Source organism: Xylella fastidiosa (assembly GCF_011801475.1).
GTDB classification, from domain to species: domain Bacteria; phylum Pseudomonadota; class Gammaproteobacteria; order Xanthomonadales; family Xanthomonadaceae; genus Xylella; species Xylella fastidiosa.
In genome coordinates, this window is record NZ_CP044352.1 from 647,228 (window position 1) to 661,698 (window position 14,471).

The following is a 14,471-nucleotide window of genomic DNA, read 5'->3' on the forward strand; positions in this document are numbered from 1 at the left end:
CATCCTTAGGGTGATTCCTCTTTCAGTGCGGCACCCTATATATGGCCCAAGATTTTGTGGATTAAATCATACTTTTAATAATGACGTGTTAGCGGACTGGGCGGTGTTCTAGCGGATTGCTTGGATCGCAATGCGTTGTATGTGTTGCAGTGGGATGCATTCGGGATAAAAGGTGAAGACGCCTTGGCGTCACGTCATGTTCTTGTAATCCTTTGAAAGAAAGATTCCATTGCCTATCAAAGCTTGTATTCTGATTTAAGGCAGCGATCCGGTAGCCAGTGGGGTAGGGAACGCTCCAGAGAGCAATTGGCAATCATCGTTCTTGATGTTGTAACGCTATCGGTGCATGACCGAGAAGGTTCCTGCACCCGGCCGTGATAAATAGTGTTCACGGTGTTGCTCGCATCGGAGGCTGAGTGTGAGGCGGTGTTGGGGTGTTTGGTTCGCCGGTCCCATCAGCAGCGCGCTTTATAGCGTTGGATGTTGCTGAGTGATTGCTTTCGAGTGTTTCTAAATCTGTTTTTGTTACCTAGTGTTCGTCTGAGCAGATGGGAACGTATAGGTATGGTGCTTAGTTTTTATTGGGGGGATGAAAGTCTAAGCTCGCAACTACTCCGGCGGCGATGTGCCGCCGGAGTGAAAAACGTACCTCAATAGTTTGCACAGAAACCGAATTCTGTTGTGCCGTTCGGTTCAAGCGTCTTATTCCAGTTCAGACCAGAAGCGATGAGCTTGTCACTACCACTCAGTGACCAAGTCGCACTCCATAGGGTCTGGATCGTCCCCTTGAGTGGAATCGTTACTGTCCAGTTGCTGCGACTGCTGCCGGTATTAGTCACCTTGACACGCTCGCAGTAGCCAGTATACCAATCGCTGTCCACGGTGATACTAGAAGTAATAGGGTTTTTAGTTGGATCGGAGCCAGCACCAGGGTTAAAACCAGCACCAGGGTTAAAACCAGTACCGGAGCTAGAACCGGAGCTGGAAGTAGAACCGGAGCTGGAAGTAGAACCGGAGCTGGAAGTAGAACCGGAGCTGGAAGTAGAACCGGAGCTGGAAGTAGAACCGGAGCTGGAACTAGAACCGGAGCTGGAACTAGAACCGGAGCTGGAAGTAGAACCGGAGCTGGAACTAGAACCGGAGCTGGAACTAGAACCGGAGCTGGAACTAGAACCGGAGCTGGAACTAGAACCGGAGCTGGAACTAGAACCGGAGCTGGAACTAGAACCGGAGCTGGAACTAGAACTAGAACTAGAACTAGAACTAGAACTAGAACCGGAGCTGGGGAGTGGAGTGCGACTGATATCGGGATAAGCGTTGTTGATTAATTTTACAAATTGAGCATGGAACCAATCACCAGAGAGTGGAGCGTCAGGTAATGCACCTGTTAGCACGCCATCTGGTGTTGTAAATGTAGGATCACAGTACCGGTCAAAGCCTTTACCTTGATCGTTTGGAATCAGTGAGCTGGAACCATCGGAGTAACCTGGTGGTTTAATCCATTGAAAAGCATCCACATGGCCACCTGGAGTTACAGTTGGAGGTAAACCTATCCCTGCATCCTGCTGATTACACCAATTACCACGGTGATTACGACGGTCTATACGTCCAGAATTCACATAACTATTAATATCGTTTCCGAAAGCGGACGTTGGGCGTTGAGATCCACCCCATCCGTTACGTCCAGTATCAATGATGAATCCGATACTGGATGGCCAGCCAGCAGCGATAAAATCGTTATACAAAGTTTCTGAATAATCCATTTCGTCAAAATAACGATTCCAGTCGTAGAATTTAGAGGATCTAATAGGCTGTCCACCGATATTTAGATCAGCATTTGGTAGGTTTGGTTCAATCAACGGTGTAGTGTTTGCAGTGTTGGTGGCAAAACCATTGACACTAGCAAAACCTGCTGTAGTACTTTGAATGACCTTGGTGTACAAAGAGACTGCTGGTATCCGGTTAGTATCCCATCCTAGCCAGCCAGCGTGACCGATGTCCATGTAGTTGTATACATTTGGAATTTCAGAAAATTTATTAAGTGCATATTTAATGCCTTCTTCGTAAATTCCGGTATTTTTTGCTTTGGCACAACTAGGGGTGCTCAAGTTGGTGATAAGATTTGGTAAGCTATCCGGTTCAATAATATTGACAATGCGGATATCTTTATATTTTGGATTTGAAAAAATACTGGCAATCGTATCAATATATTCTCTTTTATAACGTTCCAGAGATGCTGAATTTAAAGGCAATTCTCCATTGGAAGCTAATGCGTGGCAATCGCGTCCAGGTATGTCATAAATAACAAAGGTTGCTGTAATAGGCGTATTTCCTTTTTTCTGTGCTAATGCAGCATCTAGATGGCCTGTGAGATTAAGACGTCCTGGATTTTTGGCGCCACCTTTTACCGCATCAATCGTATCAAGCCAAACCCCTGTAGGGTAGTGCTTAATGGTTTCCATTTTTTCTTTTAATGACACATCACTTACTTTCGTAATGGAAGTATCAATATCTTTTGAATAATCTGGATTCAGATAGGAGGTCGCGTCAACAAAGGGGTTATCGACATGAGCTTCAGCGTAAACATATGAGGTTGAAAATAAACCTCCCGCTAATAGTGAAACAGACATCGTATATTTTAAGGTTTTCAAGATACTTTCAGGGAGTTTCAAACTATTCACCTTGTAGTTTTAAATGGAGGATTTTTTGGATGGTTTATTGGGGGGTATATTATTTTTTAAATTTTTTATTCTCCTTATTTTTGTATGAAAATGGAAGTCGTGTTGAATTTTATTTCAGTAAGAAATAATGGGGCGAAATGAATTTTTGAGTTTATTATTTATTAATATCCTCAAACATGTTTTGGGGTGTGATTTTTTAGAAAATTTCTTGATATGTTATTAGGTTTGTGGATTGAATTAACCATTTATTTTTTATAAATCTGTTTTTTTGAAATGAAATTTTTTGAGTTTCAATATCGAAAAAACAATAAAGCATAATAAATATAGAGTTGCTGAATATTCTATGAAATTTTGGCCGACGAACTTAAGTGATCATTTATAAAATAAGATGTTATTTTCCATGAAAATCAGTTTAACTTAGATTTATTTCAATATCGAAAAACAGTAAATCATAATAAATTTAGGGTTGCTGAATACTCTTATGTGGCTTGTGTCGATGAATTTAAGAAATCATCATGATGGATAATATGACGCTATCCAAAATATCTTATTTGAGACATCGTACTCACTTATGAAGAGGTGTGAATTGCTTTATCCGTATTAACTCATCACAAATCAAAAGAAATGTGCTAGATGTGATTGCATCGTGATAGTGAGCTGGTACAACACACTAGGAGTATTAAAACAAGCAATGTTGAGTGATTGCCAAGGAGCAGGTCTATTCTAAGCAGGTGAGTGGTACTTCAGGCGTCTCGTCTAGGGCCTTAAACATGCCGACAATGCTGGGTTGATGTTGTTCTTAACGATGTTGATGAGATGACCGTCAATAGCAGTATGCTCATAAAGAAGGTCATCGGACGCTAACGAGGAAGCATGTTATTCATTAGTGTATTCCTCGCGTCGTTTATGTGGGCGGTGACAAATTCACAAAATGGAAAGGGTAAGACCTCAAAGTTACTGAAACCTAACTAGAAGGCGATGTATGGGGGAGCGATAGCATTCATTAGTGGTATCAAAAAAATGTAGATGGGGGGAGGATGTCGAAAATGGCTTACCTTGTTTCGTGCAACGCCTCATCCTCCAAACGCAACCTGACTACACGAGAGAATGCGCGGGTGTTCTGACTGTTTCTGGACTGGTGGTACGCATTCTGAGCTATCTATGATGGATCGATTCAGTCTTAGAGGCTGATTTTGATGCGATGGTATTGCGCTCCCGATGTTCAGTCGACGATACCGCTGGAGAGCCCAGCGAAACGGTGGCATTGAAGCCTAAGCCCGCCTCTTTCGCCTGATGGTCGGCGTGATACGAAGAACGCACCATCGGACCTGAAGCAACGTGGCTGAAACCCAACGCCATACCGTACTCTTCCAACGCCTTGTACTCATCCGGAGTCCAATACCGCAACACTGGGTGATGATGCGGCGTCGGCTGCAGATACTGACCAACCGTGACCATATCCACGTCATGAGCACGCAAGTCACGCAACGTCGCCTGTACCTGATCCAGAGTCTCCCCTAAACCGAGCATGATCCCGGACTTCGTAGGCACCTGCGGATGCTGTGCCTTAAAGCGTTTTAAGAGCGTCAATGACCATTGATAATCCGCTCCGGGTCGCACATTGGGATACAAAGCGGGCACCGTTTCAACGTTATGATTGAATACATCCGGCGGACATGCCGCCAAAATGTCCAATGCACGATCCATGCGTCCCTTTCCTCGGAAATCTGGGGTCAGAATCTCGATCCGTGTTTGTGGTGCACTCTGACGGATCGCAGCAATGCAATCAACAAAATGCTGGGCACCACCGTCACGCAAATCATCGCGATCCACACTGGTCACCACCACGTACTTCAAACCCATCTCAGCGACGGTGCGTGCCAAACTGATTGGTTCCTCCGGGTCCGGCGGTTTGGGGCGGCCATGCGCCACATCGCAAAACGAACAACGACGCGTGCACACTTCACCCAGAATCATGAACGTCGCTGTGCCATGGCTAAAACACTCATGGATATTAGGGCAGGCAGCCTCCTCACACACCGTGACTAAACGATTCTCACGTAGCTTGGCTTTGAGACTTTGCACCGCATTGCCGGATGGAATGCGAACGCGAATCCATGATGGCTTACGTAACACCGGAACATCTGCAAACTGCACAGGCGAACGCCCAATCTTGTCTTCACCCGATTGCTTTACTCCAGGCTGCAATGGGGAAGATGAAGGATGATCATTTGAGACAACATGCAACGGGATAGAACGGATAATAGGTTGAGTCATCGCAATACCAGAATAGGCTAGACCGCTTGCAAAAAACTAAGAACTAAGCCATCCGGACGTGGGGTGCAGCACGAAACCAAATTGCCGCGCTAGCTCAGCGAGCAATGCAGCCGCCACCGTGTCCATCTCGGAAGGACCCCCCAAGTCTAACACCGAGGTCACCTGCAGCCCCCGGTAACCACAAGGATGAATACGATGGAACGGCTCCAAATCCATTGCAACGTTGAACGCCACACCGTGGAAACTGCAACCACGGCGTACCCGAATACCCAGCGCGGCAATTTTGGCGTCACCGACATAGACCCCAGGAGCATGCTCGCGCCGCTCACCGAGAATATTCCACTGAGCCAGCGTATTAATCACCGCCTGCTCAATCCCATAAACATAATCACGGACACCAAGCCCCAGACGGGATAGATCCAGCAGTGGATACACCACCAATTGACCAGGACCGTGATAGGTCACCTGACCACCGCGGTCCACGTGCACCACCGGGATCTCCCCAGGGGCCAGGACATGCTCAAGCTTCCCAGCCTGCCCAAGAGTGAATACCGGCTCATGCTCAACTACCCACAGCTCGTCAACCGCAGTAGCATCGCGTACATCCGTAAAACGTTGCATCGCATGCCAAACCGGCACATAAGGCTGAGCACCCAGCATACGCAGCAGCGCGGCACGGCCAACATGCCAGGGCGCAACAGCACCACACGCATTCACAGCGTCCACTTCACTTCCGGATGATCACGCAGCACTTGGTGAGCAGCGTCATATTGCTCCCGATCCAGCGCACGGAAGCCAATCCGCACCGACACATACTTCCCGGTTGACGAATGTTTCCAACTGATACGCTCTTGCACCAGTTCCACCCCGCATAGCGCAAGTAACCGCGGTAACTCCGTCTCCAGCGCCTTACCTGCCGTCCCTACCACGCTCAACTCGAACGTACCGGGGAACTGAAAACCATGCTCAGAATGATCGGACTTAATTTCCATCTCGCCATTATCAGACCAACTCAGAACAAACCCAAGCCCACAAGCACCTAAGGAAAAACTCCAACCTGACCTAGCTCACACTCAGCGTAAGTGATAAGCAATATTGAAGCCACCCAATGTCTTAAACCCCATGCACTCCGAATCTTTACGATGATTCTGGATGGTCAGCGCACATCGAACCATAACAACGCGCCAAGCGCTGTCGCCAGAAGTAACGCACTCAACAACAACCACGGCCAACGTGCAGTACGACGCGGCGTTCTAACAGACACAGCAGCCGGTGGTATCGGGGCAGCGACGTCCTCCGACATCGAACATGACAGTGGCAACAATAAAAAAAGCGGACTCTCCAGTACAAAACGGTGCTGACCATCAAGCACAATCTGATCACCCGCCTGCAACCAAGCATCGCGGACCTTGCAACCATTAACCACGCTCCCCTCCTCTGAACCAAGATCGCGCAATAACACCCGATCACCATGCCGCTCAAACACCGCATGACGGGCCGCGAAAACCGGATCATCAATCCAAATATCAACCCCCGCCTCTTGCCCGACGATACGCGGTGTTTCCAGAGTGAAGCTACGCCCATAGTGACGTCCACCAACACCACGCAACACCAAGCAATTCCGATCAAGCGTAGCGGTTGCATCATCGGGTGGCTCAGCTTGAATACCTATCACAAGCATTTCCACACCATCGGCATACACAGCATCGCCGACACGCAACCATGCCATACGCCGCACCGGGCGGCCATTAACATGGATACCACGAATACCTTTAGCCACCTGTAACCAAAGACCGCGGTTATCCAAGGAGAATTGCGCCAACACGACGCCACGCCCCTGAACCTCATCGGCAAAGGCAACGACTCCGGACGCATGCCTGACGATGCGATGCACCCCCGGAGAGAGCGTATGATCAGGTTGTTGCTGCTGAGAAAAATGAATTTTCAAAATACTCACCACGGGGAGCCTAGCAATTTGGCCCCACTTGCTGAAGCACAAGCCTCTTAAAGTACATGGCACTGGCGGCATCAAGACGACTGGCCAAACACGATACGTTCACTTGGACAAACGCAATACCACCATGCCCTAGATCACTATAACCCACGTCCTGAACACCCCCTCATCTGCCTCACCATTACCACATTGACGACCAAACCCACGGAGCACTTTCACGTACACCCATCCATCATCCATTAATGAAAACACCTTGCCCTTCACCAGAGCGATGACACCCACCCACCACAATCGCACTGCAACTAGAACGACTCCAGATCCGGGGTCATGCCAAGCACCATTCTCTGCTGGCCTAATAATAAAACGTCATCAAAACAGAGGATGCCATATCCTCGCCAAAATGCCCGACTGAACGCCACAAAGACACCATCCAATGCATTACATGGCACTTGACATATGCCGTAATAGAATGCAATCCAAAAACGTGTATCGAGTATCCTGTTTCGTATTACAGATTTGAGGAGAGCCGCAATGATCCCTACCAATCACCACAATGAACACGCCTCACGTAAAGACCCAAACGAACAGACAAATGACCATGACAACGAAGAGTTCACCCAACGCTTAGGCAAATCTGCAGAGCGGGTCTGGCTTGCGGGGATCGGCGCCCTCGGCCGTGTCCAATCAGAAGGTGCGCGTTTCTTTGAAGCACTTGTCAATGAAGGCGAAGAAATAAAGCAACGCAGACGTGAAAGTAGCCTTCACAGTGCAGAAAGCATCCGTGAACACGTCGAAGTCAAATTAGAAGAAACATGGGAAAACACGCAACGCAACTGGCGGCGGATGAACCAGCTATTCGATGAACGGATACAAGACATCTTGCATACCCTCAAGATACCAACCCGTGAGGAGATCGAAGCATTGCGCCACGAGATCGAGATACTGCGTAATGAACTACATGAACTACGCAATGAGAAGAAAACCCGCAATCCGTCACCAAGCACCCCAAAGAGCAACAAATCGCATACAGAAGACTGAAATCTATACTGCCCATCAACGCAACACCGCAGTCTTCGTTTTGAGAGCCGATGCATTGATCAGCAAACATCCACCGAGTTTTTTCGTTATTTTCCTGCACTGCAAACGACGTAACTCACCGCACGCAAGCCCATCCCCCCTGCGCATGATTCGTATCCCGTTGCCGCCAGCAACACACAGCCACTCTAGCGACCTAACCATCCCTAACGTACCAGCCAGTGCCTCACATCTCCCCAAGCATCGCCCCGCAGCCTGCAGCCTCTGTACCACACCGCAGAACCGAGAGAAGTCATGACCATCACCCATCAAGTACCGCTACCTAAAACAAGCGATGCACTTCAACTAAACAGACAAAGAGCCACGCATGATGTCTAAAGGAGTGACTGACAAACGGCATGTGCAAAAAACACTATGAGAGACAAAACGCTATTTGAAAGAAAATTAGTCTTTATATGGCAAGCATCGTAGCAACCAAACACATTCAAACCCACGCGACAATGACGCATCCGCATCGCCATATCCGCCAGGACTCAACCCCAAGAACGTTACTATTCTAGAAATCATGCAAACCCCAGTCCTCCGATGCATGTCTATAAAGTGCACATACAGAGAAAATCTCAACACATCACAATGACGATCAGCCCACCAAGCATGATCTGATGTTCGCATCACGTACTACCACCTTTAGAACATGCGTGAACATGTAAACACCATCGCACACCCTCATGACCAACATTACCTAAGTACTATTCGCGGAATGACAGCGCACCGGCCATTCCCACATCATGCGGATTCACCCCTTACTTACTTACACTTCGCCGATGTCCGGCTCCCAGTCCTCTTCCCCAACCACTGATCCCCGTCTGCGCCAACTACGTTTCATGAAAGTAATGGCGCTGCTACTGCTGCTGATCATGCTCGGAGGCTTCATACTGGCCCATACCCAGGGCAACCGCGGCATCTGGGCCTGGCTCGGTGCTTTCTGCGAAGCAGCCATGGTTGGTGCACTGGCCGATTGGTTTGCGGTGGTCGCGTTATTCAAACATCCGATGGGCCTGCCAATCCCTCACACCGCCATCCTGCCACGCAACAAGGATCGCTTGGCCGATGGCCTGGCACACTTCGTACGCGACCATTTCTTAGCCCCTTACTCTCTTCTCGAAAAACTGCGCCTTTTCAACCCCGCAGCGCGCCTGGGCGAATGGCTCTCAACACCTAAGCAGACACAAGCGCTGACACAGATGACACGTGATTGGGCAATCCAGACACTGAATTTACTCAACGAAACAACAGTCCGGAACGCCATCGAACACCTTGTCATCACACATCTACGTGAATGGAATGCTGCAATCACCACCGGCGATATCATGGCGCTACTCACAACTGATAAACGCCACCAACGCTTGTTCGACAAAGCGCTATTACGCTTAGCACGTTGGTTAGACAACGACAAAATCAAAGCACAGGCTTCCGCATTAATCGTGCGCTATGCGCGCCGTGAATGGCCAACACTGATGGGCACCGTGAATTGGATCACCTCCGTTGACGAAATCGGTGACCGTCTGGCCGAACGCATTGCACGCGCCGGATTGGAAGAACTGCAACTGATCCTGACTACACCCAAACACCCATTGCGCCAACAGTACGAACTATGGTTACAAGACTACATACATCGCCTGCGCAACGATCCCGCGTTTATTGAACGCGTAGAAGAATTCAAACAACAAGCGATCGACAACTCAACCATACAAACCTATATCCGGGATTTGTGGACACAAATCAATACCGCACTACGCACCGACCTAGAAAGTGCTGACTCAACATTAGCCGGACATTTAGAAGGCGTATTGCAATCGCTAGGCAAAGCACTCTCCGAAGATCCGAACCTACGCGACAAGTTGAATGAACATCTTCTGGATACCAGCGAACGCCTCAGCGAACGGTTACGCGACACCGTGACCCATCACATCGCCTCGACCATGAGAGGCTGGGACGAACATCACCTTACACGGCAACTGGAACTAAACGTAGGTTGCGACCTGCAATACATCCGTTTCAACGGCACCCTAGTTGGCGGGCTCATCGGACTCCTGCTTCATGCAGTGATATATGGGTGTGAGATCTATAGTGTCATGGGTTAAAGGATTTAAAACCAATAACAATGGGATTGTATTCAGTGAGGTAATTTATTTAAATAATAAAGAAAATTATCAGCTGATTATATGGATGGGTTGTTACGGTGAATATTAATCCATAAGGTTTCTATTTTATATATCGCCGCATATTCAGGATTATTATCTTATTTGAGTAGTATAAAAAGATTTGAAATCGTTGCTATTCACTCATTTAATATATTTTTATGGTTTACTTTAATGACGTTATTTATATTACTTGCAAGTGTGGATCTAAAAAATAAATTAAGAAGCTGTATAAATATAGCAACTGGGTCGGTCTTATCATTTTTCGTTTTTTCATTTTTTGGTGATTACCTTGGAATTACAACGCTTGTCCGGATAATTCAGCATCCTTGGTTGGTGAGTGACGACACTGTTCCGCAGGTTTGCACGTTGATCAGTGGTATCAGCAACAGGGGTTTGGTATGAAATATACTGCTCAATCGCGCTATGAAGGATCAGAGACGATGATTTTTTCGCACGGCTTGAATACTCCCCACATCAATCTTGCCATCCAGAGCTGCAGTTTTCTGATGGCTCGGTCTTTAATAGTGAATGGTGCTTGGGGCAATGAATACTTGCGACGATGCATCGCTATGATGATTCGGGATTTTTAAAAGCCGCACGTTACATCATGGTGTTTGAATGCTAGGGGTTGGCTGGATTTCATTTATGGGGGACGTGGTTTTTTTCTTTATTCAGCCGCTGAAGTAAGAGTTTGTCGATGCGTGCGCCGTCTAGATCAACGATTTCGATACGCCAGCCGGCCCAGTCGAAGTATTCGCCAACATGTGGGATGCGGCCGAAGTAGGAGATACACATCCCGGCTAAGGTGTGGTAGTTGTTTTCCTCTCCGTCTGGCAGTTCGGCGCCGAGTACTTCGCGCAGTTCCTCAATGGGCAGGGTCCCGTCGATCAGGAATGAGCCATCTTCCCGAGTGACCATCAAAGCGTCTTCGTCGGTGTTTTCCACGTTTTGGAGACGGCCGATGACTGCGCCCATGAGGTCGCTGATTGTCACTAAGCCAAGGATCTCTCCGTATTCGTCGACCACCAGCGCCATTGATTGTTGTTCCTCGCGGAAGATTTCTAGCAGTTTCAACGCATGTGTGGATTCAGAGACAAAGACTGGTTCGCATAGTTCTTGGAACAGGGATAGCGTGGTCTGGGTCTGACTATCAATGCGTGTGATGACAGATTTCACTTCGAGAATGCCAACGATGTCCTGGTCGCTGCTGCGATAGACGGGATAGCGTGAGAATTGGTGTTCACGCATGATTTCAAGGTTGTGTTCCAGGTCGGCGCTGTTATCCAGCCAAGCAATCCGATTGCGTGGTGTCATTAGGCTATCGGCAGTACGATCACCCAGGCGCATGACTCGGTTCATCATGTTGCGTTCGTAATCATCAATCACACCGGCTTCGTGACTTTCGGCGACGAGCAGGCGGATTTCCTCTTCAGTGACTGCACTGGATGGAATTTTTCCAAATCCAAAGACACGCAGTACAAGTTGGGTGGATTTGGCCAATACCCAAACGCCGGGTGCGGCGATGCGCGCTAACACGCTCATCGGAACGGCGATGGTGCTGGCGATTTTTTCTGAATGTGTCAGTGCCAGCCGTTTGGGTACCAGTTCGCCGAAGATCAGTGTTAAGAAGGTGATGAGTGCGACGGACAGAGTTTTGCCGATGATGCTTGTGTATTCGCCTAGCTGTGGGGTCAATGCGGTCAGCCATTGACCGATTGCCGTACCGATTGCGTCGCCGCCAAACAGCCCGGTCAAGATGCCGATGAGAGTGATGCCTATCTGTACTGTGGATAGAAAGCTCTCAGGGTTTTGGGCGAGTGTCAGCGCTTTAGCCGCGTGTTTGCTGGAGTGGGCCATCTGCTTCAGCCGGCTTTTGCGTGAGGTCATCAGAGACATCTCTGACATAGCAAAGAAGCCGTTGAGAAAAATCAGCGCAATGACAATCAGCAGTTCAAACACGCGCCTCTTCCTTAGGTGACGTGGCAAGGAGAGCACATAGGTCAATCAAGCCTGGGCGCGTCGAGGGAGAGGAGTAGTGGAGGGAGATTAGGTCGTGGTCCATAGGGCGTGCCGCGAGGGCACTGGGGCATGTTAACAGGATGGTTTGGTGCTTGGCTGGGTGAATGCAGGATGGCATCAGTGTCCAGTATCTATTCCAATGGTCACAATGACTGTTGAGCATGATGTCTGTTGGGATACTGGGGTGTTTCCATTCATGGGTTGGTTGTAGGCCATGAGCACGTCCAATAAGCATGTCTACGGTCTATTTATGAGGGTGTCGACAATCCGGGGAACATCTTACATACGATGATGTGTGGTGCCGATTGCCAGTGGGTGTCGGATGTTTTCAGACGGGGATTCTTGAACCAATGTGCCAAGTGCTCAATGCGTGTATAGGTGGTGTTTACCGAACTTCAAGGTGTCCGAGGATATTCATGGAGTTTTAATCGTGATGATCGTTGTAGCGCAGTGCGTTCTTGTCGATACGGTGTGGATTTGGATGTTCTGCTCAGTATGCGAAATCAGTGCTGGGCGTTGCTATGGTTGGTGATGTCATCGTATTGATGGTGTTTGGATCTGGGTCCGCACACTCTGGGTAGTTTATCTGGTTGAGCATCGTCCCTTGAGCGGTCAAGTCAGCAATACTCTGGAATGAGTATTGCTTTTATGTCGCAAGTGATTGATCAATATCAAGCTAGATATATTTCAGGCGACTGATTCAGGGGGTGTCCTGGGGATGTTCGTACATCGCTTGTACGTCTTGGCGGAATGATGACTGGCTGTCGGGGCGGTTGTAAAACATGTGGCCGCCAGGATATTCGCGCACTTGTATCCGGGTTGGATCGCTGCCCATTTTGGGAATCTGGTCGATGGTCAACACCGATGCCATGAAGGGGCAGGAAAGGTCGTTCCAGCCATGTGCGATCAACACGCGTAGTTTTGGGTCAATGGCCACCGATTGGCGTAATTGTGTGACTGAGCCTTTACGCAACTCTTCGTTCCAGTCCCATTGTCGATTTACATCGTAGTTCAGGGCTTGATAGCGTTCGTGTACTTTCCACCCAACGGTTCGGGTGACGAAGTCGACCATGGCTGTAGTAGTTGGGGCGATGATGCTGTCTAGTAACGGGTCGTTGGTGCGTTGCTCGGAATCGTAGGGAAACGGGTCCAATGCAGTGACGTTAATGTCATAGCGGCTCCCAAGTTCGCCTGTATCACGGAATACTTCACGTAGGTAGGCCTGCGTTTCCAGACGTCCGCCAGCACGGCGTACATAAGTCGGATCTAATCCGGTCAGGTGTATGACTTGCTGTAGCATCGTTTCGGTGGCCGCAGGATCAGAGCGGCCTTTCATCAGTGTGCTGGCATAGTCGCCACGCGTGTACTCAATCACTTCGCGCATCTTTGCTTCGCTTAACTGATGTTGGCGTTCCAGGTGTGCGGCGGCGATAGAAGGCAGGGTCATTATCCAGGCTAACGGTGAAACATCGCTATTGTCGTCCAGGGTCGGGTTGAGGTAGGGCGAGACCAGCACCAGTCCATTGAGTGCAATACCCATCTGGGTTTGTAAGGTGTGTGCAATACGTGGAGCGCGGAAGCCGCCGTAGCTTTCACCCACCAAATATTTGCGGGAGAGGAGACGGCCATTGGCGACCAGCCAGTCATAGATCGTGCGTGATAAGTAGTCGACGTCGGCTTTGGGGTTGAAGAATTGTTTTTTAGCTTCCTCGCCTTCAATGCGGGCACGGCTGAAGCCGGTGCCGATTGGGTCGATGAACACAAGATCTGTAAAGTCCAGCCAAGTGCCGGGGTTGTCGTGCAGTATCGCGGGGTCGGATGGGCTGGTGCCCTGGGTGCCGAAGTGAACCACCTTGGGGCCGATCGCGCCCATATTGAGATAAACCGAGGAGGCTCCGGGACCGCCGTTTAAAGCGAAGGTGACCGGGCGGTTGTTGCCTTTCATGATGTAGGCGGTGAACATCACCTCGCCGATCGTCTTGCCTTTGTCGTCTTGTACCGGTAAAGCACCAATGATGGCTTTGTAGCTTAGGGTGCGGTTACCGAGGGTGCGGTTACCGATGCGGATGCTTTGCCGTATCTGTGTGTTGGCTGGTAGTGCTGTGAGGGTGGTAGCAGGTGTGGTGGTTTCCTTGTCGGGCTTGGGGGGCGTTGCCGTTGCGTAGGCCAAAGGAACACTACCAGAAAGTAGTAGCGACAAAAGAGCGATGCGAGGGGTCATGGCCATGTGAATAGATTTGGTGAGAAATGAGAGCAGTCGCGGTGAGCGGTGGGGGTATCAGAAGTTGCTGGAGGCCATGT

Annotated in this window: 10 protein-coding genes; 2 read left to right on the forward strand and 8 right to left on the reverse strand. The window is 49.2% G+C overall.

Annotation, left to right across the window (positions count from 1 at the left end):
• Positions 1 to 650: 650 nt before the first annotated feature.
• The 5 genes from F7G16_RS02790 to F7G16_RS02810 all read right to left on the reverse strand — a co-directional run bounded on the left by F7G16_RS02790 (position 651) and on the right by F7G16_RS02810 (position 6,915).
• Positions 651 to 2,630, reverse strand: coding sequence for a glycoside hydrolase family 6 protein (locus tag F7G16_RS02790; RefSeq protein WP_140161236.1), 1,980 nt, complete (start codon positions 2,628 to 2,630; stop codon positions 651 to 653).
• 1,206 nt (positions 2,631 to 3,836) lie between these two features.
• Positions 3,837 to 4,958, reverse strand: coding sequence for a lipoyl synthase (lipA, locus tag F7G16_RS02795; RefSeq protein ID WP_004090539.1), 1,122 nt, complete (start codon positions 4,956 to 4,958; stop codon positions 3,837 to 3,839).
• Positions 4,959 to 4,994: 36 nt separating this feature from the next.
• Positions 4,995 to 5,618, reverse strand: coding sequence for a lipoyl(octanoyl) transferase LipB (gene lipB / locus F7G16_RS02800; RefSeq protein ID WP_004090540.1), 624 nt, complete (start codon positions 5,616 to 5,618; stop codon positions 4,995 to 4,997).
• A 53-nt stretch (positions 5,619 to 5,671) separates the two neighbouring features.
• The gene (locus tag F7G16_RS02805; RefSeq protein WP_004090541.1) at positions 5,672 to 5,950 is read right to left on the reverse strand and encodes a YbeD family protein; all 279 of its coding nucleotides are present in this window, start codon (positions 5,948 to 5,950) and stop codon (positions 5,672 to 5,674) included.
• Positions 5,951 to 6,114: 164 nt separating this feature from the next.
• On the reverse strand, positions 6,115 to 6,915 hold the full coding sequence (locus F7G16_RS02810; RefSeq protein WP_011097683.1) for an FHA domain-containing protein: 801 nt from the start codon (positions 6,913 to 6,915) through the stop codon (positions 6,115 to 6,117).
• Positions 6,916 to 7,443: 528 nt separating this feature from the next.
• Between F7G16_RS02810 and F7G16_RS02815 the strand changes: the two genes are divergently transcribed.
• Complete coding sequence (locus F7G16_RS02815; protein ID WP_004090544.1) at positions 7,444 to 7,950, forward strand: phasin family protein; 507 nt, start codon at positions 7,444 to 7,446, stop codon at positions 7,948 to 7,950.
• Positions 7,951 to 7,965: 15 nt separating this feature from the next.
• Here the strand turns inward: F7G16_RS02815 and F7G16_RS02820 are convergent, their stop codons facing one another.
• Positions 7,966 to 8,256: a hypothetical protein gene (locus tag F7G16_RS02820; RefSeq protein WP_004090546.1), complete on the reverse strand. Its 291-nt coding sequence runs from the start codon at positions 8,254 to 8,256 to the stop codon at positions 7,966 to 7,968.
• A gap of 515 nt (positions 8,257 to 8,771) precedes the next feature.
• Here F7G16_RS02820 and F7G16_RS02825 point away from each other — a divergent pair.
• The gene (locus F7G16_RS02825) at positions 8,772 to 10,091 is read left to right on the forward strand and encodes a DUF445 domain-containing protein (RefSeq protein WP_004090550.1); all 1,320 of its coding nucleotides are present in this window, start codon (positions 8,772 to 8,774) and stop codon (positions 10,089 to 10,091) included.
• A 699-nt stretch (positions 10,092 to 10,790) separates the two neighbouring features.
• Here the strand turns inward: F7G16_RS02825 and F7G16_RS02830 are convergent.
• Both F7G16_RS02830 and F7G16_RS02835 read right to left on the reverse strand, forming a co-directional pair.
• Entirely contained in the window at positions 10,791 to 12,110 is a 1,320-nt protein-coding gene (locus F7G16_RS02830; RefSeq protein WP_012382501.1) for a hemolysin family protein, read from the reverse strand.
• 760 nt (positions 12,111 to 12,870) lie between these two features.
• Positions 12,871 to 14,397, reverse strand: a complete 1,527-nt coding sequence (locus F7G16_RS02835; protein WP_004090556.1) for a S10 family peptidase — start codon at positions 14,395 to 14,397, stop codon at positions 12,871 to 12,873.
• Between the last annotated feature and the right edge of the window lie 74 nt (positions 14,398 to 14,471).